At 54.4% G+C, this 23975-nt stretch carries 19 protein-coding genes; 6 read left to right on the top strand and 13 right to left on the bottom strand.

Annotated elements, in window-relative coordinates; translation table 11 throughout:
• Positions 1 to 2: 2 nt before the first annotated feature.
• The gene (locus AOP6_RS06175) at positions 3 to 1502 is read right to left on the bottom strand and encodes a pitrilysin family protein (protein WP_155875725.1); all 1500 of its coding nucleotides are present in this window, start codon (positions 1500 to 1502) and stop codon (positions 3 to 5) included.
• Positions 1503 to 1852: 350 nt separating this feature from the next.
• Here AOP6_RS06175 and pfkA point away from each other — a divergent pair, with 350 nt between their 5' ends.
• Complete coding sequence (gene pfkA / locus AOP6_RS06170) at positions 1853 to 2815, top strand: 6-phosphofructokinase (protein WP_155875724.1); 963 nt, start codon at positions 1853 to 1855, stop codon at positions 2813 to 2815.
• 4 nt (positions 2816 to 2819) lie between these two features.
• On the opposite strand, the gene hypF is transcribed toward pfkA, so the two are convergent.
• The 6 genes from hypF to AOP6_RS06140 form a co-directional block, all read right to left on the bottom strand.
• A complete protein-coding gene (gene hypF, locus AOP6_RS06165) occupies positions 2820 to 5111 on the bottom strand; it encodes a carbamoyltransferase HypF (protein WP_155875723.1) in 2292 nt (763 codons plus the stop codon).
• A 159-nt stretch (positions 5112 to 5270) separates the two neighbouring features.
• Complete coding sequence (locus tag AOP6_RS06160; protein ID WP_155875722.1) at positions 5271 to 7013, bottom strand: SLC13 family permease; 1743 nt, start codon at positions 7011 to 7013, stop codon at positions 5271 to 5273.
• A gap of 451 nt (positions 7014 to 7464) precedes the next feature.
• Positions 7465 to 8850, bottom strand: a complete 1386-nt coding sequence (locus tag AOP6_RS06155) for a sigma-54 dependent transcriptional regulator (protein ID WP_155875721.1) — start codon at positions 8848 to 8850, stop codon at positions 7465 to 7467.
• A gap of 157 nt (positions 8851 to 9007) precedes the next feature.
• Complete coding sequence (locus AOP6_RS06150; protein ID WP_213194793.1) at positions 9008 to 11497, bottom strand: PAS domain-containing sensor histidine kinase; 2490 nt, start codon at positions 11495 to 11497, stop codon at positions 9008 to 9010.
• Between the two features lie 104 nt (positions 11498 to 11601).
• A complete protein-coding gene (locus AOP6_RS06145) occupies positions 11602 to 11838 on the bottom strand; it encodes a hypothetical protein (protein ID WP_155875719.1) in 237 nt (78 codons plus the stop codon).
• 210 nt (positions 11839 to 12048) lie between these two features.
• Complete coding sequence (locus AOP6_RS06140; RefSeq protein ID WP_155875718.1) at positions 12049 to 13017, bottom strand: polyprenyl synthetase family protein; 969 nt, start codon at positions 13015 to 13017, stop codon at positions 12049 to 12051.
• A gap of 170 nt (positions 13018 to 13187) precedes the next feature.
• Here AOP6_RS06140 and AOP6_RS06135 point away from each other — a divergent pair, with 170 nt between their 5' ends.
• Positions 13188 to 13754, top strand: a complete 567-nt coding sequence (locus tag AOP6_RS06135) for a hypothetical protein (protein ID WP_155875717.1) — start codon at positions 13188 to 13190, stop codon at positions 13752 to 13754.
• A 2-nt stretch (positions 13755 to 13756) separates the two neighbouring features.
• Here the strand turns inward: AOP6_RS06135 and AOP6_RS06130 are convergent, their stop codons facing one another.
• Positions 13757 to 14686, bottom strand: coding sequence for a helix-turn-helix transcriptional regulator (locus AOP6_RS06130; protein WP_155875716.1), 930 nt, complete (start codon positions 14684 to 14686; stop codon positions 13757 to 13759).
• A gap of 253 nt (positions 14687 to 14939) precedes the next feature.
• On the opposite strand from AOP6_RS06130, the gene AOP6_RS06125 reads away from it, so the two are divergent.
• Positions 14940 to 15212 carry a cytochrome c3 family protein gene (locus AOP6_RS06125; protein ID WP_155875715.1) on the top strand — a complete coding sequence of 91 codons (273 nt, stop codon included), beginning with the start codon at positions 14940 to 14942 and terminating at the stop codon, positions 15210 to 15212.
• A 101-nt stretch (positions 15213 to 15313) separates the two neighbouring features.
• On the top strand, positions 15314 to 15964 hold the full coding sequence (locus AOP6_RS06120; protein ID WP_155875714.1) for an HAD family phosphatase: 651 nt from the start codon (positions 15314 to 15316) through the stop codon (positions 15962 to 15964).
• On the opposite strand, the gene AOP6_RS06115 is transcribed toward AOP6_RS06120, so the two are convergent.
• The 5 genes from AOP6_RS06115 to AOP6_RS06095 form a co-directional block, all read right to left on the bottom strand.
• Positions 15961 to 16863 carry a transporter gene (locus tag AOP6_RS06115; protein ID WP_155875713.1) on the bottom strand — a complete coding sequence of 301 codons (903 nt, stop codon included), beginning with the start codon at positions 16861 to 16863 and terminating at the stop codon, positions 15961 to 15963. The two genes, AOP6_RS06120 and AOP6_RS06115, sit on opposite strands and share 4 nt — an antisense overlap.
• A 319-nt stretch (positions 16864 to 17182) precedes the next feature.
• Positions 17183 to 18484, bottom strand: coding sequence for a putative glycoside hydrolase (locus tag AOP6_RS06110; protein WP_213194792.1), 1302 nt, complete (start codon positions 18482 to 18484; stop codon positions 17183 to 17185).
• Between the two features lie 298 nt (positions 18485 to 18782).
• Positions 18783 to 20438: a putative manganese-dependent inorganic diphosphatase gene (locus AOP6_RS06105; RefSeq protein ID WP_155875712.1), complete on the bottom strand. Its 1656-nt coding sequence runs from the start codon at positions 20436 to 20438 to the stop codon at positions 18783 to 18785.
• A 29-nt stretch (positions 20439 to 20467) separates the two neighbouring features.
• On the bottom strand, positions 20468 to 21247 hold the full coding sequence (locus AOP6_RS06100) for a DUF3108 domain-containing protein (RefSeq protein ID WP_225897375.1): 780 nt from the start codon (positions 21245 to 21247) through the stop codon (positions 20468 to 20470).
• 47 nt (positions 21248 to 21294) lie between these two features.
• Complete coding sequence (locus tag AOP6_RS06095; RefSeq protein WP_213194790.1) at positions 21295 to 22230, bottom strand: calcium/sodium antiporter; 936 nt, start codon at positions 22228 to 22230, stop codon at positions 21295 to 21297.
• Between the two features lie 267 nt (positions 22231 to 22497).
• Here AOP6_RS06095 and AOP6_RS06090 point away from each other — a divergent pair, with 267 nt between their 5' ends.
• Positions 22498 to 22791, top strand: coding sequence for a metalloregulator ArsR/SmtB family transcription factor (locus AOP6_RS06090; RefSeq protein WP_213194840.1), 294 nt, complete (start codon positions 22498 to 22500; stop codon positions 22789 to 22791).
• Positions 22788 to 23963: a class I SAM-dependent rRNA methyltransferase gene (locus AOP6_RS06085; protein ID WP_155875708.1), complete on the top strand. Its 1176-nt coding sequence runs from the start codon at positions 22788 to 22790 to the stop codon at positions 23961 to 23963. Before AOP6_RS06090 ends, AOP6_RS06085 begins: the two co-directional genes overlap by 4 nt.
• Positions 23964 to 23975: the final 12 nt, after the last annotated feature.

Raw genomic sequence — 23975 nt, 5'->3', positions numbered from 1 at the left:
GCTCAAATCCCCTCCTTGCTCAGGCTGGCTACCGTGCGGTTTTCTGCACGAAAATAACGGCGGGCGACGTCGACGATCTCCTCGGCGGTAATCGTGTCCATTACCCGGTCGTAATTCACCAGATACCGCCAGTCTCTCGCCACGGTCTGATAGAAGGTGAGCATGCGGGCAAGGCCGCTGTTGCCTTTGAGATAACGCAGGCGGTCGGCGCGAAGGCGATTTCTGGCACCCTCCAACTCCTGTTCGGATACGGGTTCGCGGCTGAGACGCTCGAGTTCCCCATAAATGGCGGCCTCGACCTCGGCTAACGAATGGGGATAGCGGGGCACGGCAGAGATGACAAAGAGATTGGGATAACGCGAGCCAGGAGCCCCATAGGTCGAGACGGCCGTGGCCAGCTGTTTTTCCACCACCAGCGAGCGATAGAGCCGGGAGGTGCGGCCCTGCCCCAGAATAAGGTCGATGAGGTCGAAGACATAATCGTCACGCTCCGGCAGGGTCGGCTTGTGGAAAGCCACCTGCAGTTGGGGTTCGGCCTCAAAGGTAATATGAATGCGCTTCTCGCCGCGCTGGGCCGGCTCGACGGCCTCAACCCCGGCCACGGGTATTCCAGGCGGGATGTCGCCAAAGTACCTTTCCACCGTATCGATCGCTTCGTCGGCATCGATGTCGCCGACCAGAGCAATGACGGTATTGACCGGGGCATAATAGGCGTCATGAAACGCCCGGGTCTTGGCCAGACTCAGATTGGCGATATCCGAATGCCAGCCAATGATCGGATAGCGATAGGGATGCATGGTAAAAGCTGTGGCAAGCAAGTTTTCATAGAGCATGCCGGCCGGATTCGTCTCGTAGGACCGTCGGCGCTCCTCCTGCACAACCTCCCGTTCGGTATAGAATTCGCGCAGGACAGCGTTTTTCATGCGATCAGACTCAATGGCGGCCCAGAGCTCCAGCTTGTTGGCCGGCAACGAAACCAGGTAGGTCGTCAGATCCTTGCTGGTAAAAGCGTTGTAACCTACCCCGCCGTTTTCCGCGTAAATACGGCTGAATTCATCCTTGACGACAAACTCCTTGTGGCGCTCCTGCAAGGCCTTAAGTTCCTGCTGGAGCCGGGCCAAAGTGTCTGGGTCGGCCTTGTCTCCAGCCCTCTTCAAGGCATCAAGTTGCACAGCTGTGCGTTCGATAGCTTCCAAAAGGGGCTTTTCTTTCTCGTAATCGGTGGTACCCAATGTCTTCGTCCCCTTGAAGAGCATATGCTCAAGCAAGTGGGCCACTCCACGATTTTCACTGGTTTCGTCGGTAGCTCCCACTCCGAGAGTAATGTACGCGGCAAAGGTGGGTGAGTCATGGCGCTCCACGAGGAGAAGCTTCAGCCCGTTAGCCAGAGTATGCTCCTGGACTTTGGTTTCGAGAGTCGCCGCCGTGCCAAAGGATGGCAGACAAAGCAGACCAACCAGAAACAGAAACAGTCCCAGACGTTGAAAGGTTGGACGGATCATTGGATCTCCTTGAATGATGAGAATTCAACAGACACAGTTTTTCAAAACCGCCTTCAGGGTAGCACAAAGAAAATCCGCGCGCCAAGGCTTCGGCACCAGAGGTGTTCTTTCTTGTCATGATTCAGGGAGCGGAAACAGAAGGAGGGCCGACCGAAGGGCGGTGGAGGACGCTCGCAGATTTGACAGGAGGCAGCAGTGTCTGGCGAATGACATCGGGCAGGGTCCTGACATAGGATAAGGTGATCTTGGCCGATCTTATCCACGGGACAACTCTTTGACAAAGTGCCGGTCCGTGGTTAACTCATGGGTGTTGATCGGAGATAAAATCTTTTCAGGCGGAGAGGCCCTATATGAAAAAATTGGCTGTATTAACCAGTGGCGGTGACTGTCAGGGAATGAACGCCGCCATACGGGCGGTGGTTCGCGCCGCCCTGGCTGAAAAACTTGATATCGTCGGTTTTCAAAAGGGCTATTACGGCCTCATAAACGACCTGGCCGAACCGCTGACGACCCGCTCGGTCAGCGGCATTCTACAACGGGGGGGCACCTTTTTGCAGAGCGCGCGCTGCCCTGAAATGCACACGGCAGAAGGTCTTGATGCAGCCGTGGCCACGCTGAAAAGGCACCAGGTGGAGGGACTGGTGGTGATCGGCGGTGACGGCTCTCTTCGCGGCGCCCAGGCATTGCACAAGCGGGGCATTCCGGTTATCGGCATTCCCGCCTCCATTGACAACGATATCCCCTTTACCGATATGTCTCTGGGCGTCGACACGGCTCTGAACAATATCATCCATGCCGTCGACTGCCTTAAAGACACCGCATCGTCCCACGACCGCGCTTTCCTGGTGGAAACCATGGGCAGAAAATGCGGCTATCTGGCGGTTGTGGCCGCCATTGCCTGTGGCGCCGAGCACGCACTTATCCCGGAAATGCCTTACGATATCGAGGCAATCTGCGCCAATCTGAAGCGGCGCTTTGAAGAAGGACGAGACAACTCGATCATCATGGTGGCCGAGGGGGTTGGACAGGCCCAGACCATTGGTGAGCAGATCAAGGACAAGGTCGGCTTTGAGACCCGCATCATGGTTCTGGGACATTATCAGCGCGGAGGATCGCCCAGCACCTTTGACCGCGTCCTCGCCGCCCGTTTCGGGGCCGGCACTGTCGATGCTCTCATGAGGGGGGATTCGGGGAAGATGGTCGGCCTGAGTTGCGGCAAGGTCGCTTTTACCGATCTGGAAAAAGTTCTGAACTCAGGGCTGCGACCGATCGACCAGGTTCTTCTGCAGCTGGCCCAGCTCCTCGGGATCTAGCCTTTCAACAGCCCGGCCGGCCTGCTTCAGTGCGCTGCGCCGCCACGACAGCTTGTCCCAGAGAAATGCCGCCATCATTGGGGGGAACGAGGGAATGGAGGAGGACATGGAAGCCAGCCGCCTGCAGAAGAGCCCGCGCCTTTTCCGTCAGGTATCGATTCTGAAAAACCCCGCCGCTCAAGGCCACGTTCTGAAGACCGTATTGATCCCGCAGAGAAAGGCAGGAATCCAGAATCATGCGGGCGAGGCCGTTATGAAAGCGCAGGCTGATATGGCCGGCGTCCACACCTTGCCGTCTGTCTTTCACCACGGCACGAAACACCTCAGCAGGATTGACAATAAGTTCCTCCCCTCTCCTTTCCAGGACAAAGGAATACGCTTCCTCGCAAGGGGTTTCCGGAATGGCCATTTCCAGTTCGAGGGCCGCTTGCCCCTCGTAGCTCACCCGATAGCGTAGACCGGCCAAAGCGGCCACCGCATCGAAAAGGCGGCCGCAACTTGAGGTCAGCGGCGTATTGAGACCACGTTCCATCATCTGCAGATAAAACTGGATTTCAGCCGATGGGAGATCATCAACCATCTGGTGGCCCGGCAATTCCCGGCCAAAAGCGTGAAAGAGCGCACTGAGCCCCATGCGCAGCGGTTCGCGGGTGGCCGCATCCCCCCCCGGCATGGGCAGATAGGCCAGATGCCCGGCTCGGCGGAAATCCCGACAATCCCCCAGCAAAAACTCCCCTCCCCAGACATGACCATCCTCGCCGTAACCGGCTCCGTCAAAAACAACGCCGATGGCCTCACCGTCAAAGCAGTTTTCCGCCAGACAGCTGGCCAAATGGGCATGATGATGCTGGACTCCCACCAGCATCTTGCCCTGCAACTGCTGGGCAAAGCCTGTCGACTGATAGTCGGGATGAAGATCATGGGCCACAATAGCGGGATCTACTCCAAAAATATGGCGGAAGTGGTCAAAGGTTTGCAGGAAAGAACGAAAGACCTCGGGACTTTTGAGATCACCGATGTGCTGACTCATATAGGCCTGGTGACCGCGCGTCAGGCAAAGGGTATTTTTGAGTTCGGCCCCCACGGCCAGAACGGGTTCCGTCTGACAGCTCAGACGGATGGCCCGTGGCACAAACCCGCGGGAGCGGCGCAACAAAAGGCCGCGCCCGCCAAGAATGCGGACAATGGAATCGTCGGTGCGTATGTGGATGGGCCGGTTGTGTTCCAGCGTATAGTCGGCCAGGCCTCGCAATGTCTCCATGGCATCTTCATCCCGAAAGACAATGGGCTCTTCGCTGAAATTGGCACTGGTCATGACGAGGGCATCGAAATGGTCACGAAGAAGCAGATAGTGCAGAGGCGTATAAGGAAGCATGAGGCCGAAATAGCGATTCTGCGGAGCGACCTGCGGCGACAGACCATGACCTGATCGCTGTGGGAGCAGGACGATGGGACGCTCCGTACTCTCCAGCAACCGTCTGCCGTCCTCATCAATCACAGCAAGACGCCGCGCCGTTGTCACGTCGGCCGCCATCAGGGCAAAGGGCTTTTCATCGCGCCCTTTTCGCCGCCGCAGTCTCCGTAAAGCCTGATCATGGCAGGGATCGACCGCCAGATGATAGCCGCCAACCCCTTTCACGGCCAGAATACAGCCTTGCGAGAGAAGAGAGACCGCCTCACTTACGGGATTGGTCGTATTCACCACCTGTCCCGAGGCATCCCGCAAGAGAACCTGTGGACCGCAGTCCGGACAGGCGTTGGGCTGGGCATGAAAGCGGCGGGAAGAAGGATCGTCATATTCCTGCTGACAGGCGGGACACATCGTAAACCCGGCCATGGTCGTGTAACCACGATCATAAGGAACATCGGTCACGAGGGTGTAGCGGGGACCGCAGTTGGTGCAATTAATGAATGGGTAGCGGAAACGGCGATCGGCGGGGTCAAAAAGCTCTGTAAGGCAATCGGCGCAGACGAAGGTGTCAGGAGAAATTTCGGTAGAGCGATGCCCGTGTCTCTGGCTCTGGCGAATGATAAAACTTCCCTCGCCCGTCACCGGGATTTCATTAACAAGGATCTCTGCCACGGCCGCCAGGGGGGGAGGTTGATCCCGCAGCACCGAGGCAAACGCGTCGAGGTGCGCTTTCTCCCCTTCCACCTCAAGCACCACACCGTCGGAATCATTAAGAACCCACCCCGACAGCCCGAACCGCATGGCCGTCTGGTAAACGAAGGGTCGGAAACCGACGCCCTGGACGATTCCTCTGACCTCTATTCTGTGACGCAGCAAGGTGTTCATGGTGGCCTCCGGAGTCTTATTTTTACCACTCCCGCAGACCGGACGCAATGTTGCCGATAGAGCATTATAGGGATAAAAAAAACCCCGTTCCGGAGGAGGGCATGGAACGGGGCGCAAAGACCCTGAGGGGACAGGGTCACAAAAGAATTTCTTTACGAGTTACTTGCCGGCAGCCACCACCCATTGGGGTACCTGATCGACCACAACACCAAAGACCGGAATCACCAGGGCATAGGTGATGACAACAGCGAGAATAATGCCGATGATATTGAGACCAAAACCGCTCTTGACCATCTGCGGAATCGTGACATAGCCGGACCCAAAGACAATGGCGTTGGGTGGTGTCGCCACCGGCAGCATAAAGGCGCAGGAGGCGGCGATGGCGGCAGGCACCACCAGCAAGAGAGGATTCTGCCCGAGGCCGATAGCGACGGCCGACAAAATAGGCATCACCATGGCAGCCGTTGCCGTATTGGAGGTCAATTCCGTCAGGTAGATGATCAGGGTGGCGACGGCGACAATCAGAATGAACGTCGGGGCGTTCGCCAGCAGGCTGACCTGACTGCCGATCCAGTCGGCCAGCTTGGTCACCTTGAAACCGTCGGCCAGGGCGAGACCGCCACCGAAAAGAATCAACACACCCCAGGGCATCTTGGAAGCCCAATGCCAGTCCATGACAAAGGTGTTCTTTTTCATGTTGATCGGGATGAGGAAGAGGAGCAGAGCACCTGTCATGCCGATAGCCGCATCAGTGACCATTTTAGGGTCAGGAAAGAGAAAACCGATCTGCTTACGGAAAATCCAGCCCAGGGCCGTCAAGGTGAAGATCAGAGCCGTCCACCTTTCACCGGTATTCATGGGACCCATTTCCTTCAACTCGGCATTGATCAGGTCGCGCCCGCCCGGAACCTTTTTCAGTTTCATGGGGTTGGCCACCCGGGTCAGCCACAGCCAGGTCAGCGGCAGCATGACCACTACCAGGGGAACCCCGACAAGAAGCCACTTGGCGAAGCTGATCTCATAGCCGTAAGTCTTCTGCAGATAACCCGCCAGCACGGTATTGGGAGGTGTGCCGATCAGGGTGGCGATGCCGCCAATAGAAGCGGCATAGGCAATGCCCAGCATGAGATTGAGGCCAAAGGCAAAATTTTCAGGAGAGAAATCTATCTCTTTGTCCAGCCCTTCCTTTTTACCCTCCTCCACCACATGGCTGATTATAGCAAGGCCGATGGGCATCATCATAACTGCCGTCGCCGTATTGGAAACGAAAGCCGACAGGGCCGCCGTGGCCACCATGAAGCCAAAAATCAACCGACTGGGAGAAAAACCGACCGTCTTGACAATGTTCATGGCGATGCGCCGATGCAGATTCCAGCGCTGCATGGCCAGAGCTATGATAAAACCGCCCATGAACAGGAAGATAAGATGGCTGGCATAAGGAGCAGTCGCCTTACCGGTAGGCATAAGCCCGAACAGCGGGAAAAGGGCGATGGGCAGCAGACTGGTCGCCGGAATAGGGATGGATTCACACATCCACCAGCTGGCCATGAGCAGAGCAATGGAGGCCATTTTCTGCGCCTCAGGCGTCATGCCGGCGGGGGTGGGGATGACAAGCATCAGCCCAGCCAGTACGGGACCAAGAAATAGTCCTATTTTTTGACGGGTGGTGTATTCCCGTGGCTCCCCTTCCTCGATGCCGCCAGGGCTCGACTTTATCCGACGGGCATGCTCCGCTGGGGCATCCTCCAGTTCTTCGGACAGATCGGCATCATGCTCGGGGTTGGAACTGTTGAAGGCAAGGTTCTTCTTGATATCCTTGATCAGAGACTTAGGGTTAAAAAGAACGAGTTTTTTCGTCTCGTCATGCATATTCCAGAGACGGTCAATCAGTACGGAAAACATATTTGATCTCTCTCCTTGCACCGGGATTGATTACAGGTTGAAAAGGGCATTTGTTTCAAGGACTGCCTTCTGTAAGCAACCCTAGTGCCAAGGGCTGATAAACCAGCGGATGGATCTCTGGACGTATGTATACACGACTGTTTTTAAACCTTTTTTTCAACAACAACAGACGATGGAATTAAAATGCTGTTATAAATATGGACAGACGGGGTCTCGGGACCACTGCCTAAAACTGGCTTCTTTTGGCCACATTTAAGGCCAGATAATAGTTTTTGCGTAAAACAAGGGACAAGGCATGGCCTTTTTTGGCCACACACAACAGCCTCGGAAACAGAAAGTAAACAAACTTAATTTTTCTGAAAGATATCGCACTGCTGTAAAAGAAAAAGCCTCCCCTGCAACAAGGGAGGCTGTCAATCAGATGAAAGGAGTGTCCGGCGAAACATTTTACTTATGAATCGTCACCACCAAGTTCATATTTTTCCAGTTTGTAGCGGAGCGTTCCTCGCGGAACATTGAGCAATCGCGCCGTTTTGGCCACATTGCCACCGGTGATCTGAATGGCCCTGCCGATAATCTCTTTTTCGACCTGCTCCACGATTTGCTCGAACATGATCCCTTCAGGGGGGATATCAAAGTGGAAGTGAGCCTTTTCCAGGGGTGCTTCACCCCATATCTCACGCGGAAGGGTTTCCGGCGTCAGAACCTCGCCCTGGTTCATGATGCAGATACGTTCAACGACATTGCGAAGTTCCCGCACGTTGCCGGGCCAGCGGTAACGCAGAAGGAGATCCAGGGCTTCACGAGATATCTCCCGGATGTTCTTTTTAAAGACCCCGCTAAAGCGTTTGAAAAAATAGTCGAGCAGGGGCGGAATATCATCACGACGCTCGCGTAGAGGCGGAACGTGAATGGGAAAGACGTTGAGCCGGTAATAGAGATCTTCCCTGAAGTTCTTTTCGATAATAGCCTCTTTAAGATCCCGATTCGTCGCGGCAATCACCCGAACATCAATGTCTATATTGCGGGTGCCTCCCAACCGCCTGATCTTACGGTCCTCAAGGACCCGCAGAAGCTTGACCTGCAGATTGAGATCCATCTCCCCGATTTCATCCAGAAAAATGGTGCCACCGCTCGACTCTTCAAACAGACCGATTTTGCGAGATTTCGCATCGGTAAAGGCCCCTCGTTCGTGGCCAAAAAGCTCCGTTTCCAGTAGGTTGAACGGCAGTGAGCCGCAGTTGATTTCGATAAAAGGGCGGTCTTTGCGCGGAGACAGGTTGTGGATCCCACGGGCGACCAGCTCCTTGCCGGTACCGCTCTCCCCGGTAATGAGCACAGTGGCCGTTTCGTGTTTGGCGACTTCTCGCATCTGGCGATAGATCTGCAGCAACTGGGGACTGGAACCCACCATATCTGCGGCGCCAAGAGCATCTTTGCCTTCGCGCCGCAGTTGGCGGACTTCTCGCCGCAGGTGCTGGGCTTCCAGGGCCAGGCGCACAATCAGGCGAATGGCATCCGCTTTGAAAGGTTTTTTGATGTAGTCGTAGGCCCCCAGCTTGAGAGCCTCAACCGCGCTTTCGACCGTACCGTAGCCGGTAATGATAATGACCAGAACTTTAGGGTCGACTTCCTTGATGGCCCGCAGAATGTCGAGGCCGCTCTGGCTGCCCAGATTGAGATCGAGAAAGACAAGATCAACCTCTTCTTCCACGATTTTTTTCAGTGCGTCGTCACCGTTATCCGTCGAAAAGGGGCGATACCCTTCCTCCGACAGAATGCGCTCAAGGTTTTCGCGGATAAATGCCTCGTCATCCACGATCAGAATTTTTTCCATAGGTTCTAGAACTCCACGCTTTTATCTTCAGATCGGCCGGCGTTGGCCAGAAAAAGCCGGCGAAGGGACATATTAGGTGGGCAAGGCAGGAAAGGCAAGGCCAAAAAAGGTGGATTTTAGCCACCCAGGGCAGGAAGGATCCAGGCTCATACAGGGCTCAACTGTCGTGATCTGGACGCTGCTCGGGATGAACGGGCAGCCAGATGGTGAAAGTGCTTCCCGCACCGGGACGGCTTTCCACCTCGATGCGTCCCCCATGGTCGGACACAATATTATGGGTAATGGAAAGCCCCAGGCCGGTGCCCCCTCCCCTATTGGTATAAAAAGGCTCAAAAATCAGCGGGACAAGGTCGGGGGCGATGCCCTGCCCCGTATCGGCAAATGAAATGGTGACCTGTTCCTCGTTAAAGCCGATGAGCACTCGGAGAATTCCCCCCTTCGGCATGGCCTGAATGGCGTTGGTGACAAGATTGAGAAAGGCCTGCTTCATCTTGGGAAAATCAAGAGGGACAAGGGGACGGTTCGTAGCGATCTCTTCCTGCAGGGTTATCCCTGACTTCTGCAGTTGCTTCTGACAGAAGAAAAGCGTCTCGCGAAGGACATCGGCGACATCTGTCCGCATCAGCGATGGCGCGGAAGGGACTGAAAAATTAAGCAATTCATTCACCAGACCTTCGAGTCGCTCCATCTCCTCCAAGGCCCGACGAATAAGATTCTGGTCGTCGGGAAAACGCAGCAGACGGTCATGCAGTTCATCGAGAAGAAGACTGACACCTGTCAGGGGATTTCGTATCTCATGGGCAATGCCCGCCGACAGGCGACCGAGGGAAGCGAGACGCTCCATGCGCTCCATGCGTCGCCGCATATTGGTGCGCTCAGTCAGGTCCTCAACCGTGACGATCCTTCCCCTTTCGCCGCTGAAGGCGACAGGAAGCAAGGCGATGCGAAAGGTCTGGTGTTTGCCGGCCCGTTCAAGATAGAAATATTGGCTCCAGAAACCGCCCACGCTTTCTGCCAATGGTTTTGCGAGGGCCTCCCAAATTTCAGGCCAGGACGTCAGTGCCTGCTCGAGGGGAACCGGGTTCTGTGCCCGATCCAGGTTCAGGATACGCAGGACCGGGCTGTTGGCCGAGGTCACCCGACCTTCAGGATCCAGGGTGAGGACACCGGTCTCGATATTCTCGACGATAGTTTGCTTGAAATTTCTCTCCCGTAAAATTTCATAGCGGGAACTGCGCAGGTCAGCCAGGGTCTTGACAAGCTTTTCATGACGCCGGCGCAACTCATCCGCCATCGCATTGAAGGATTGCGCCAACTCGCCCACCTCGTCCCGGCTGGGTACGGTCACTCTGGCGTCGAGATTCCCTCTGGCCATTTCCTTCGTCCCCTCGGTCAGCTGGAGAAGAGGCCGACCAATACTGCGGGAAAGCAGATAGGCGGCGGCCACGACAATCAACCCGGTCACACCGATCAGCAGGCCTGTATGACTGGTAAAGCGGCTGATTTCGCGACGGATCGATGTGGAGGCCATCAGAGCCGGTCGGTGGAAATTTGCCAATTCCGCACCGATGGTTATCCCTCCGAAGACCCCCTTTTCCGCGTAAACACTGCGGTCGTAAAAGATGGGGGCATAAGCCATGATCTTCTGGGAGCCGCCTACATTCGTGACATCGACCACCCCCGATCGCCCGGCAAATACCTCGGCGGCCGCCACGGGATAATTTGGATGAACAAACCCGGCAAAAAGCAGATTATACGGAATGACGCCTTTTTCCACCGCTTCAGGGGAAGATTCAACCGTGTAGGGCGGCACCAGGCCACCCAGGTCGTCAAGGCCACGAATATCCCAGTATTTTGGATGCGTTATCATCCATCCTTCATCATCGAACATGAAGGCATAGTTCCCGCTGTCGTAGGACGGGAAAACAACATAATGCTCTTCCGTGGGAATGATATGTTGCGTGAATTCCATCAGATGCCGATGGTCCAAGGAAAGGACGACAACACCCATCAGGTCGCCGTTTTCCTGTCTGAGGGGCGTCGCCAGCCTGATCACGCCCTGGTATGAACGTCCCTCTATGGCGGATTCGGGGGTCGGTTGTCCCTGGAGCTGATCTTCTTTATTCACATGCCAGCCCGTCAGTCGAGAGACGGAGATCTGTCCTGCCGGCAGGTGCCGCGCTTGGTCAAAATAGGTTTCCGAGAGGTAGGTCGTATTGGCGGGCTGTGAGACATCCCGCAAGACGGGTGAGACTTTCCCTTCAACAATACGGAGTTTTTCCTGCCCCCGTGCATCAATAAATGTAAGCTCCGAATAAAGGGGAACGACCTCCCGCATCTCTACAGGATTTGCATTGGTACCACCGCGATACCAGATTTGCCGGCGATGACGATTGTAAAAATCCTGGTATGGTTTTGCCGCGACCGGCAGAGCAGCCAGATCAAAGAGATCAGATTCAGCTGTCCTTAAAAAAGCACTGACCTCCGAGGCCACCATTTGAGCCCGGAGGACAAGAGCTTTGGCGGCCTGGTCGTCGAGAGCAGTGGAGGCGTTCTCGACGAGTATCGATTCAACCTTCCGTATGCTCTGATTCGAGTTGACCGCCAGGAAAACAAGGGGAGCCAGGGCGATGACCCAGAAAGCCATCAACAGTTTTTTGTGAAGATTGAGGCGCGGCATGGCGGGAGTATAGCAGGGAAAGGGATACGGCTAAAGAAAAACAAACGGCATAACGCCTGGGAGTGACTGGGTCAGTTTTCTTTGCGGAACTGCCTCAGAATATCGCGGGAAGTCACCGCCAGGGGCAACAAATGCTGGTGTTTGGTCAGAGCTTCGTCAAGGGTTATGCCATCACTGATGATAACGTCGCGGGAAGTAAAAAAGGTCTTGGCCAGATGACTGCCATCCGGTCGGCTGTAAACAAAAACATCGTAGTCGTGACCGCTGAAATGAACACGACAGCTATGGACAAGTGTTTCCTCACTCATGACCGCCTCGCATATGCAGAGAAGTTATCCGGGTTGTCCCCGGCTGGCAATCTGTTGGGTGAGCAAGTTCCGAGCCAAACATCAGCCACTAAGTAATCGCAATATTTTCAGTATATTGCAAGTGTCAGCACAAAAAAAATCACCCGCCGGCTGAACGTCGGAGGGTGATTTTGCGGGATGGGTACGGTTAAAACACAGGCAAATGCCCAGTTACTTTCGGCGACTCACGACATATTCGGCCAGCTCGCAAAGAGCTACCTTCGCCTCATCATTAGGAAAAATATCCAGATAGCGGGTGGCGTGGGCGACCAGAGAAGCCGCACGGTCACGGGTATATTCAAGACCTCCGGTGCGTTCGATGAGCTCCACGACGAAGTCCAGATCATCCGTTTCGAGCTCATCTTTTCCGATGATTTCTTCAACCCTTGCTCTCTCTTCAGCAGAACAATGACTGACCGCATAGATAAGGGGCAAAGTCATTTTCCCCTCGGCCAGATCGTGCCCTTTGGCTTTACCGAATTCTGATTCGTCGGCGACATAATCAAGGATGTCGTCCATGAACTGAAAGGCCACTCCCAGATCGAGGCCGAACTCACTGAGGGCTCGCTGCTGTTTCTCATCGCAGCCCCCCAGAATTCCGCCACATTGACAGGCGGCCGCAATAAGAACAGCCGTCTTGTCCCGCACCACATTCATGTAGTTTTCTTCGGACAAATCAATATCGCAGGTGTTGATCAGCTGCTGGACTTCCCCTTCGGCGATCGTCGTGGTGGCGTCGGCCAAAACACGAAGAATATCAAGGCTGCCATAGCGAACCATGAGAGAAAAGGATTTGGCAAAAAGAAAATCACCAACCAGAACCGAGGCTTCATTGCCCCATACCGAATTGGCCGAGGCAGCCCCCCGACGCAAGACGGCACTGTCCACCACATCGTCATGGAGCAGCGTGGCGGTATGAATAAACTCAATCACGGCGGCAAGACCGACATGCCGGTCTCCCTGGTAACCGGCGAGGCGGGCACTAAGGAGCAACAGCAGAGGACGTATGCGCTTGCCCCCGCTCGCCAGAACATATTCGCCAACCTTGCGAATCAGCAGAACGTCCGATTCGAGATATTCTCCAAATTGGGCTTCGACACGAACCAGATCACCGTGAAGAAGTTTAAGTGCCTTTTCCATAAGACAGCCCTACTCTCTATTGAAAAAAATTCTCACTATCCTAAAGAAAGCGTCGCGAGAATGTCAAACATTTTTCATGGGTTGGGCAATATCCGACTCGGAGAGAAACAACTTATTTTTCCGTTATTGCTGTCACGGCTTTTATGGGGCGGGTCAGAAGAGCCCTACTTATGACTGAGGATTTTCTACCGTTACGTTTGATTTTTCAGCTAAACGTATCAAAATGTACGTGTGATGGTGTACAGAATAAGAATCCAAACGTCTATCCAACCAGCAATGGATACTCGATGCCGACAGAAACAGATGAAAGAAAAAGGCCAGGACGCACCATAATGTTGGCGTCCCTTTTTTTAATCTGCCTGGTGCTTTTGCTGAATGAGATCGCCATACGAAGTATGTCCCCCCCATCACAGGACAGCCAGCTGTCGGAAATGGCAGACCCCATTGAGGAACGCTTCGGCGCAGGACTGTCCTGGAAACTGGGTATGGCTGTGTCCGAAAGAGTTTTTCAGGTCTCTCTCAAGGACGAGGCAGGATATCCCGTCAAGGAAGCAACGGTTCGCCTGGTTATTCTTGGTCGCGACGGAGAAAAAGTTTCAGTGCAGAGGCTGGAAGAAAGGGTATCCGGCCTTTATGTCGGCCCTTTGCCTGACCTGGAACACAGGCCTTTCCAGGCGGGTATTGAAGCCGTCACCCCTCAAGGGAGAATCATGAAGACGTTTATGATCCAGTTTTAACGTCATTCTGCCTGGGAGGGGCCCCCTTCACTTCTGACAGGAATAAATTCTTTCGTTTTTTCTTCCCAGCGGTAACTGCCAGCGTCCCAAATGGTGTCCACAATTTCCCAGTCAAGATGAACACCGGTCATTTCTTCAACCATGTCATAAGCGCGCAGAATTTCACTGTCATCTATGGTTTGGTCGCCATCAAGATCGGCCCACTGGAAAGGACCGATTTCGACGGATGTTTGCCCCAGTATCGATGCAGGCGTCTGACGGTTGTCGGAATTGGCGACGATATCGCCGCTGAAATCAGCAGTTGCAGCCAGCGTTTCAGAACTGCCAACCCTGACCAGATAGACAAGATGTTTGCGACTGTCTCCCGTACGGATAATCCACCGGGCAGCGCCCTTTTCATTATCAAGACTTGAAGCCGGTGGACTGGCCTCAATAAGCTTCCATCCGGGGGGAAAATGTTCGCGGAGGATAAACCCCTTCATTGGTTCTTCCGTCTTCAGGTGTATCTGCACGGGGATAATACTACCCGGGGCGGCATAAGCCGGCAGAATCCGCTCGGCAAGGACCGCAGGCACTGCCATCTCCCGGCCCTTGAAAAGCAGGGCGGCCAACAACGATGCAAGGATTAAAACGACCAGTCCCAGCAGCCACTTGCGAGACGCTGCTGGTTCGGCGGAGACTTCCCCTCCCTCACTTCCTGCCTCCTCTTCATTTTTGAGCAGATCTTCGACTGCAACCTCCAGCGCTTCGGCCAGTCGCAGAACATTTTCTTTTTTGATGGACGGATAGCGGTTATTTTCCCAGCGCGATATGGTATCCGTGGTGACACCGACCACTTTAGCAACATAAAGCTGCGTCAACTTCTGGTTTTCACGTATGGCTCGAACCCGGTTACCGTCCAAACAGACCATGGGGGGCAATTGTTCGCTCATATTCACCTCTGCCGTAAAGGGATTAAAACTTTACCAGAGCAAGACAAAAAGAGCAAATATCATTTAAAAACGACCTTCGAGCAGGCGAAAGGTGCCCGACATAAAGATTTTTAAGTCCCTGTTTTTACTTTCATCAATATCGACATCGGGCGACATTCCACTCGATGTCGGATGCATTTTTAAAAACCCGGTGTATACATTAACGACAACCAAGGCGGAATCTTCCGTCCAAATTTTTAGGAGGCTGAGAAACATGAAACGTTTGGTAGCTACTCTGCTGGTCGTTGCTTTCCTGGCTGTTGGCTCCCTGGCTGTTGCCAGCGACACCATCACCCTCGACAGCAAAAAAGGTAATGTTACATTCAACCACAAAGTCCATGGTGACTCTCTGGGTTGCGCCGCCTGCCATGAGGGTGAGCCCGGCAAGCTTGAACTCGACATGAAGACCGGTCATGCTCTCTGCAAAGACTGCCACACCCAGAAAGGTGCCGGCCCCACCAAGTGCAACGACTGCCACAAGAAGTAAGCTGAGCTTAAAACTTGGTAAAATCAAAGAGCCGTCCCTCATCAACTGCCGGGACGGCTCTTTTTTTCTAGCTCATCAACCCTGCCAAGGCTTAAAATTTCATGCTTAAAGCTATTCTATGGGACAATGACGGTGTTCTCGTCGACACCGAGCACCTGTACTTTCAGGCGACGGCACAGATTCTGGCAGAACGACAGGTAGGCCTATCCGAGGAAGACTTCATACGTATTTCACTCACGCAGGGTCAAAGCGCTCTTGCCCTGGCGGTGAAAAGCGAAAATGGCGAGATGGAACTGGAGATCTTGAGGAGAAGGCGGGATGCTCTCTACGCGTCCCTTCTGGAAGGTCGCCTGACGGCCATGGAGGGCGTACACGATACGCTTCTGCAACTTAAAAACAGGTTTCGCATGGTTGTGGTAACAGGGTGCCGCCGGAATCACTTTCAGATTATTCACCGGCAGACCGGATTGCTTCCCTTCTTTGAGTTCGCCCTGGTCCGGGAGGACTACCATCACCCCAAACCTCATCCGGAAGCTTATTTAAAAGCCCTTGAACGCATGGAGCTCAAAGCGGAGGAGTGCCTGGTCGTAGAAGACTCACCTCGGGGGCTGCTCGCGGCCAGCAGGGCAGGGTTGCGCTGTTGTGTTATCCCCAATCGCCTCACGGCCGGCGGCGATTTCGGCAATGCCCACCGAGTCCTCAATCATATCCGTGAACTCCCGTCATTGCTGGCCGGGCTGTCATCCTCCTAAAAATTCCAGAAAAAGAAAAATCCGGTGCCCATATCAGGGCTGGACGTAGCCAGTCCCTTCATGACGTAGGCGCCGATGGCCGAGCTCGATCCTGTGCGATAACTCAGCTGGGCCTTCCCTTCGAGAAGACTTCCGACGTCCTCCGCAGGCTCTGTGGCACCCCAGAGGGAGAGACCTGGGCGCAGACGATCCGTCAAAGCGTACCCCAGGCCGACTTCGTAGCTCCAATATTCCTTCAGCCCGATATCCGAGCTATCTTCCTGCCAGGTGTAGGCCCCGCTTCCCAACAGAGAAAAAGGCCCTACCCATTTGAATAACTCAAATCCTCCTTCGACACCGTAGCCACCGGTACCAAGCCCCTTGTCTTCGTCCCCCGTTGGCAACCGGCCCTCGACATAGGCTCGGACTTGAGGTGAAGTCTGATTTTCAAAAAGAAGGATACACCCCAGACTTAACGACATATCGCCAAATCCGCTCTGCGACTCTTTTACGTCTGTCATTGTGGTGGTGGTTGTATCCGTCGTCCCGCCAGTGCCATCACCTCCGGAACCGCCCATCCCGTCCCCGTTGGCCAGTTGACCGACCTGAGGCGTACCCGTCATCCGGGAGCCATAGTATACATTTCCCGAAGTGGTCAGATAGGAATTGCTCTTATAGATATAAGGGGCGGAAAGCTGCACATCCCAACGAGACCCAAGATAGGCGCCCAAAAGCAGCGTATAGACATAGGAATCGGTGGTCGTATCCGTACCGTAATCACCACTGGTGAAATCAAAGTCTAATTCCAGATAAATATTTTGCCGAGTATTTTCTTCCGAGGCCAAAAGACCGGTGGGACAGGCAAGGATGACAAGAAACGTCAGTAGGACAAGACAGGATGGCAGCGTGAAAATCCGCATGGGGCTTTACTCCTGGGCAGGTTATGACAGTGTCCACACAGACACCAGAACGTACGCCCGTGACTATACCCCTTTGTGGTTGAAAAAAAAAGATTCATTTCAAGGTGGCGGCCCCCGCAAACCCCCTCGGACAGAGCTACAACATCTTAATTTTCCGTTGATTTTTTGTTTTATCCGGGTATGATTAACCTATGCTGCCCGGGCGTTAAACCAACGCCCAGGGTTTTACCCCGTGATTCCCCTCCTTCACGGGGTTTTTTTATCTCCTGGGCCAGACAAAGGACATCCCCACCGCGACGCGCCCGATAATCCCGGCGTGCTAAAGCTTCGGATAGTCAGGTTCCGCTTCACTGATCTGATCGGCGTAAGCCTCATAAGACTTTTTCAACAATCCAGCCTGACTGTACACGTTACGGGCATTCCAGAGCATCCAGCCGCTGCTGCCGAAATCGTCGGAGGCTTCAATTTGCGCGCGAATCTCGTGTTCTCCGAAAGATCGACGATCAAAGGCGTAATCCCTGAACGCCTGGAGCCACGGACGAAAGCGGGCGCCGGGCAGGCCTGTCCTTTGCTGCGCCCTGTTAAGGGACAGGGAAATGATTTCATAAGGATGTTTAACCGGATTACGATACATTCCTACCCCATGACCAAAACCGGAGGGGTATAGCATGGGAGAAATATAGTCGAGATGGACGGACAGATCCTCGAGGCGTTGACCGATTTCCACATCTTTCTCGCTCCAGCAGACATACCCGAAGATATCGGCGGACAGAAAGACCTCATAGGCTTCCAGTCGCTGGCGAGCCGAGGCCAGGAAACCTGAAATGGCGCCAACCCGATTTTCTTCCTGGTTCTCTTTGGCGAACCGCAGACCGCGACGGTCCGGAAAACGGACGTAATCAAACTGTATTTCGTCAAAACCCATCTGGGCCGCCTGTTCGGCTAACGCGATATTATATTCCCAGACCTCACGGAAAAAAGGGTCGACCCAAGCCATGCCTTCACCGTCACGCCAAACGTCTCCTCGTTCGGTGCGGATAGCCAGGTCTGGGCGGGATTTGGCCAGCAAATCGTCTTTGAATACCACGATACGGGCAATGGTATAGACATCTTTTGCTTTCAGGGACGCCAACAGGCGCTTGCCGTCCTTGACCGTGAGGATTTTCTGGGCGCCAATTTCAGATGCCATGGGCAGATCCACCTTGAAGGCGACTTGTCCGCGATCGCCCTTGAGGTCAATCACCAGCGCATTGAGTTCCGTGTTTTCGATCATTTTCAGTGCAGGATTCCGCAGTATGGGTTCGGCAATGCCGTAATGGGAGAGATACAAAGCCTTGGCTGAAAAAGGCTCCATGACTATGTCATGCCCCTCGGCGGTGGTGAACGAACGAACCCGATAACCTGGAGCCCGTGCCCGAAATTCTTTGGTCGAAGAAGCCATGACGAAATGTCCGTTGGCGTCGGTGCGCACCAGACGTGGGCCGCTGCTGACCACCGCGTTTTCAATGGGCTTGCCGGTCACACCGTCATAAAGATGACCACAAGTCAAAGATTCGGCTGCGGCCCCCCAGGCCTGCCCCAACAGCACCAAAAGAACGATAAACCTCATCAACACCGGCATAGCACATCCTTTTAAAAGAGGACCCCGTCCATCAACACTTCGATGGCCATACAAAGTTTAGACACTCGCGAGGTCTATCTTCACACTCTATGCCAAGGGCTCATCTGCAGACGCACATTTGGGCGCCAGGCTTGTAACATCGGGGAGTTCAGTGCTTATGGCAAGATCGACAGGAGGAAAACTTCAGGATTTTTGCGCGAATTTCCGCAAGGACAGGGCAATTTTTGTCAAAAAGACATGATGGACAAAAAAGGCCGGGATGCGCCCGGCCACAGACAGAGAGGGTGGAAGAAAAGGTTCAGCCTTTAAGAACTTTAAGGAGGTGAGGTACGAGCTGCTTTTTGCGTGAAAGAACCCCCTTAAGTTCAAAGAGGTTTTCCTCCACCTGAGGATAACCGATCACGTAGGGCAGCTCCTTACTTCCCTGGGCCAGCAGAAGACTGGTCTCCTGAACGATATCGGTAACGAGCAAGCCGACTGTGTCGAGTTTGCGTTCTTTTTTCAGCGCAGCCAGTTCTTCGGTGATCTGTTCTTTCAAGGTGTGGAATTCGTGGAAACTGACAACCTCCACCTGGCCAAGGCCAAAAACACGTTCACCCGCTTTGTATTCCTTGAAATCGGCAAGGATCAGATGCCTGACGGAAGGGTGCGCCGCCAGCGCACTGCCGGCACTGAAAATGCGCCGGCCGAACTCATAAGGATCGAGACCGGCAAGCTTGCCAAGCCAGGTGGCAATTTCCCGATCGGTCTCGGTGGTCGTAGGGGATTTGAGTATGACCGTATCAGAAAGCAGACCGGCCAGCATCAGACCGGCGATGGCCCGTTCCGGCTCTCTCCCTGCCTGTTGATAAAGGGTAGCCACCAGGGAACAGGTACTGCCCAAAGGTTGATTGATGAAACGGATCGGATAATCGGTATGAAAATTTCCCAGGCGGTGATGGTCGATGACTTCCATGATTTCAACTTTGTCTGCCCCGGCAACGGCCTGTGACAGTTCATTGTGATCCACCAGGATCAGCTTGACCTGCGAGGGAGACAACAGATTGCTCTTGGTCGCCACTGCCGCCACCCTCCCCTCGCCATCGAGAACAACCACCCCCGGGTCTTTGGAGTGCAGCAGCTTCAGGCGCAAATCCTCCAGGCGATCTGGCAGACCAACGCTCTGGTGATCCGCCGTCACCAACTCACTGACGGGAGTTGACAGGCGGGTCAACCAGGCACTTGTCGCCGTATCAAAGGGAGTAGAGAGGATGGTGACCCCCTTGACCTGGGCCAGCTCGACCACATCCGGCGACACGGGTAGACTGGCCGTGACGATGAGGATGCGCACCCCCATTTCGACCGCCTGTCTCTGGATATTTTCACGGTCACCGGTCACCAGGACCATGTCGCGGGGACTGCACCCTTTAAGACGTTCCTGGAAGGTGGCGGAGGCCATGGCGCCGACATAGAGGTTGAGTTCCTCCACTTTGCCGCCGGCCTCTTCAGCCTGACAGAGGATACTGGCCTTGAGGCATTGGCGGATGGAGTCCACCGAGGCAAGGACACGACGGATCTCGCTCTCCTGACGCGGAATCAGAAAACGCTCGGACACCTTTTTCAGAAACAGCAACCCCAGTGGTCGCCTGTCGTCGTCGATCACGGGAAGCAGGCGGATATTGTGCAGGTGAAAGAGTTCCAGAGCCCGCGACAGCGGCGCTTTGTCTGGGATGGTTACTACATGTTCGCCAACAACATCCTTGACTCGGGGATAGACGTCCATGAGGAGATGAGGTCTGGGCAAGGCCAGTTCATCCAGCACAAACTCCGTCTGCCGGTTCAGGTCCCCAGCCCTTGCCGCCTGCACCTGGGGCACCCCCTGCAGCTGTTTGAGGCGGGCATACGCCATGGCGCTGCAAATGGAATCGGTATCCGGGTTTTTATGACCTATGACATAAATGGTTTGTTTACTCATCCGATGAGTACCTTCCTATCAAAACATCCTTAATTTAACGGACGCATAGTTCCTTTGACATCTCCAAGGCCAATGACTTTTTCGACGAGTCCCTTAACTGGCCTGCCGCTGGCATCCATCCACATAAAGACATCGCCGCCAGCCGTTTCAAAAACATCCGGATCAAGTATGACTTTGACAAGATGCCCACCCGCTGGGAAAAAGGACTTCGAGGGCCTTGCCTTTTCAGGGAGAATTTCAATCTGAATGTCCGCAGGGCCTTCCCGCTTGAATGTGGGAATGCGATAGCTTGCCCCGGGGACCAGAGGACCACTGTTGCCCAAACGGAAGTTATAGAAAGCCGTCAGAAAATCATCGGGCCACTCCTCATGGGACCAGGGAATAAGCTCTTCGCTCACTTTTTTTTCACCTTTGAATTTTTGATAAAGAATGGTGCGGTTTTCGCTGTCAAACGTATAACGCTTCACCCGATTGTCAATTTTGCCCTTTTTCTTCTTGAGGATGTGCGATTCGTAGATAAGCGAACTCAAGGACCCATCATCTGCCACCCGCATCACCGAGACATAACGCTGCACGCGGTCTCCCGTCAGCCAGGCCGCGACACCAAGGGTCCTCGCCTCGAGCATGGCGCGATAGGTATCGGACTGCTCGCCCTTCTCCAACATGATCCGGCCTTCCGCCAGGTGATCAAACCAGAGAAAAGAAATATCATAGTAGTAATTTTCCCCCAATATTTCAGCAATGGGCGTCACCGTGGATAGGGCCGCTTCGTCAGCGGCAATTTCCTGCGCTGGGGCGCTGATGACCATCAAGAAACAGAAGAGAAGGCCAAGGGGACAAAAGATTGAAGATTTCATCACCAGAATAATCTCCAGATAAACAATAGGTAAGCCGCCAAAAGAAAGATCCCTTCTCGGCGCCCCAGGACAAGTCCCCGGTGCATAAGGGGGATCAAGGCAGCGCTGAACAGGATCATGATCGGCAGCTCAAAGCGCAGCACTGAAGCCTGGATAGGCAAGGGTCTGATAAGGGCGCATACCCCCAGCACAAAGAAGATATTGAAGATATTACTGCCGATAACATTACCGACACTCAGGTCCGACTCACCGCGCCAGGCGCCTACCGAAGACGCAGCCAATTCGGGAAGGCTCGTCCCCAGGGCGATGACGGAGAGACCGATAACCATCTCGGAAATACCGAGGGATCGGCCGATAAAAACACCGGAACGCACCATCATCTCGGCGCCGGCAGCCAGACCAACGATGCCGAAAAGGATGTAGAGTACATCCTTTTTACGATGGGCCTTTTCCCTGCGCACCATCCCTTCAGGAATTTCAGGCGCCCCTTCCTCGTTTTTGGCGTTTTTCAGGCAGTACAGGAGAAAGGCCCCCAGAGAGGTTACCAGCAACAGGCCGTCGCCAGCCGAGAGCACGCCATCCAGTGCACAAAACCACAGGAGCACGGAGGCACCGACCATAATGGGAATTTCACGCAGAACGGTCTTGCGGGTGACGGATACCGGTTGAAAAACGGCGGCGACACCCAGTATCAACCCCACATTCGCAATATTTGAACCGATAATATTACCTGCGGCCAGATCGGAGGATCCCTTGACTGCCGCCAACAGCGAGACCATCATTTCGGGCATGCTGGTCGCAAGAGCCACAACGGTCATACCGATAACAAGGGGGCGAATGCCAAAGGATATGGCAAATCGTGAACTGCCCTCAACCAGAAACTCGGCGGCATAATAGAGAACAGCTATTCCGACAAAAAACAGAGCAACAGCCATAATCATCGTTAAGCAGAACCTTTCATTGCGCGCCAGGAACGGAGTCCGCCGCGGAAAAACGGGAGAATATTAGCGTTCGGTGGAACAGTTTACCCACACAAAGAAGGCAAGTCGAGCACAATGATACCCACACATTTTTCAGCGATGTAATGAAGCTGCTCTAACTATTGCTCTTACTGCTTGACATTTGCATTAAGAGAAAACTAAAATCCGAATATTTCAATGCATTTTACAATCCAATGAAAGAAGGGTCCAATCATGGAAAAGCTGGAATTTGACAAAATGCAGAACTACGATCGGGAAGCCGAAATCCTTAAGGTTCTTGGGCATCCAGTTCGCCTGAAAATCATCGCGGGGCTGATTTCCCAGACATGCAACGTCAAAAAGATCTGGGAATGCCTTGCGCTTCCTCAGGCCACCGTCTCTCAGCACCTGGCCCTTCTCAAGAACAAGGGCATTATCGAGGGCCAGCGTGAAGGGGTCGAAGTCTACTATCACGTTGTTTCCAAAGAAGCCCGCCGCATCGTCCAGTCGCTTTTCGAGGCCCCTTCGGAGCCATGACCCGACTAACCCTGCGTGCAGGCCACGACCGCCGCGCCCGCGCCGGACACCCCTGGGTATTCAGCAATGAAATTGAAAACCTCGACCGCTCCACCCATCCGGGGGAGGCCGTCGAGGTTTTCACGCATCGGGGGGAATTTCTGGGCATGGCCTACTATAATCCCCATTCTCTCATTGCTGCCCGCATCCTCTCCCGCGCCAGGGAATCCATTGACACCCCGAGTTTTTTTCACGGCCGCTTCAGGGCGGCGCTTCTCTATCGCCAGCGTTTTTACGGTGATCTGGTCACCATGCGCCTGGTGCATGGCGAGGCCGACGGCCTGCCTGGCCTTGTGGTCGACCGCTACGGCGATGTGCTCTCCCTGCAGTTTCTCACCCTGGGTATGGAGTGTCGACGCCAGGCTATTCTGCAGGCGCTGACCGAGCTCTTGCAGCCCAAAGCCATTGTCGCCCGTAACGATGTGGCCGTGCGCGAACTTGAAGGCCTCGACTGCAGCGTTGAAATTCTGCAAGGCGAACTTCCCGAAGACGTCATTATGACGGAACATGGCCTGCGCTTCCGTGTTGATGTTCTGGGGGGACAAAAGACGGGGCATTTTCTGGACCAGAAAGAGAATCATCTGGCCTTGAAGCCTTTCGTATCTGGCCAAAGGGTGCTTGATTTGTTCTGCTACTCGGGAAGCTGGTCGGTTCATGCCGCCCGCTACGGAGCCAAAGAGGTGGTGGGCATCGACATCTCGGAAGGCGCCCTGACCCTGGCACGAGAAAATGCCCGTCTGAATTTTGTTGAAGGCCACTGTTCTTTCGAAAGAGCCGATGTCTTCGATTTTCTACGCAGCCTCAACCAAAAGAACCAAACCTTCGACACCATTGTCCTCGACCCACCGGCCTTCGTTAAAAGTCGCAAGAAGCTCCCCGAGGCCATCAAAGGCTACCTGACGATCAATCGCCGGGCCATGGAAGCGGTGAGCCCTGGCGGCTATCTCTTCACCTGTTCCTGCTCCCACCATATGAGCCGGGACATCTTCCTCGACACGCTGAGCAAGGCCGCCGTGCAGGCGGGCCGGGCCATCCGCCTGCTGGAGATGCGCAGTCAGGCCTATGACCACCCGATTCTGTTGTCCTGCCCCGAAACGGAATATCTCAAATGCGCCATCCTCTGCGTCGAGTAAGATTATCTCTGC

The organism is Desulfuromonas sp. AOP6 (assembly GCF_009731355.2).
Classification (GTDB): Bacteria; Desulfobacterota; Desulfuromonadia; order Desulfuromonadales; family SZUA-540; genus SZUA-540.
The sequence above is the reverse complement of the archived record's forward strand: the minus strand, read 5'-3'. Positions and strand labels throughout refer to the sequence as shown.

Excerpts from the sequence above, each read along its gene's own strand:
- AOP6_RS06175 (WP_155875725.1), bottom strand. The coding sequence starts at position 1,502 with ATGATCCGTCCAACCTTTCAACGTCTGGGACTGTTTCTGTTTCTGGTT.
- pfkA (WP_155875724.1), top strand. The coding sequence starts at position 1,853 with ATGAAAAAATTGGCTGTATTAACCAGTGGCGGTGACTGTCAGGGAATG.
- hypF (WP_155875723.1), bottom strand. The coding sequence starts at position 5,111 with ATGAACACCTTGCTGCGTCACAGAATAGAGGTCAGAGGAATCGTCCAG.
- AOP6_RS06160 (WP_155875722.1), bottom strand. The coding sequence starts at position 7,013 with ATGTTTTCCGTACTGATTGACCGTCTCTGGAATATGCATGACGAGACG.
- AOP6_RS06155 (WP_155875721.1), bottom strand. The coding sequence starts at position 8,850 with ATGGAAAAAATTCTGATCGTGGATGACGAGGCATTTATCCGCGAAAAC.
- AOP6_RS06150 (WP_213194793.1), bottom strand. The coding sequence starts at position 11,497 with ATGGCTTTCTGGGTCATCGCCCTGGCTCCCCTTGTTTTCCTGGCGGTC.
- AOP6_RS06145 (WP_155875719.1), bottom strand. The coding sequence starts at position 11,838 with ATGAGTGAGGAAACACTTGTCCATAGCTGTCGTGTTCATTTCAGCGGT.
- AOP6_RS06140 (WP_155875718.1), bottom strand. The coding sequence starts at position 13,017 with ATGGAAAAGGCACTTAAACTTCTTCACGGTGATCTGGTTCGTGTCGAA.
- AOP6_RS06135 (WP_155875717.1), top strand. The coding sequence starts at position 13,188 with ATGACTGAGGATTTTCTACCGTTACGTTTGATTTTTCAGCTAAACGTA.
- AOP6_RS06130 (WP_155875716.1), bottom strand. The coding sequence starts at position 14,686 with ATGAGCGAACAATTGCCCCCCATGGTCTGTTTGGACGGTAACCGGGTT.
- AOP6_RS06125 (WP_155875715.1), top strand. The coding sequence starts at position 14,940 with ATGAAACGTTTGGTAGCTACTCTGCTGGTCGTTGCTTTCCTGGCTGTT.
- AOP6_RS06120 (WP_155875714.1), top strand. The coding sequence starts at position 15,314 with ATGCTTAAAGCTATTCTATGGGACAATGACGGTGTTCTCGTCGACACC.
- AOP6_RS06115 (WP_155875713.1), bottom strand. The coding sequence starts at position 16,863 with ATGCGGATTTTCACGCTGCCATCCTGTCTTGTCCTACTGACGTTTCTT.
- AOP6_RS06110 (WP_213194792.1), bottom strand. The coding sequence starts at position 18,484 with ATGCCGGTGTTGATGAGGTTTATCGTTCTTTTGGTGCTGTTGGGGCAG.
- AOP6_RS06105 (WP_155875712.1), bottom strand. The coding sequence starts at position 20,438 with ATGAGTAAACAAACCATTTATGTCATAGGTCATAAAAACCCGGATACC.
- AOP6_RS06100 (WP_225897375.1), bottom strand. The coding sequence starts at position 21,247 with ATGGTCATCAGCGCCCCAGCGCAGGAAATTGCCGCTGACGAAGCGGCC.
- AOP6_RS06095 (WP_213194790.1), bottom strand. The coding sequence starts at position 22,230 with ATGGCTGTTGCTCTGTTTTTTGTCGGAATAGCTGTTCTCTATTATGCC.
- AOP6_RS06085 (WP_155875708.1), top strand. The coding sequence starts at position 22,788 with ATGACCCGACTAACCCTGCGTGCAGGCCACGACCGCCGCGCCCGCGCC.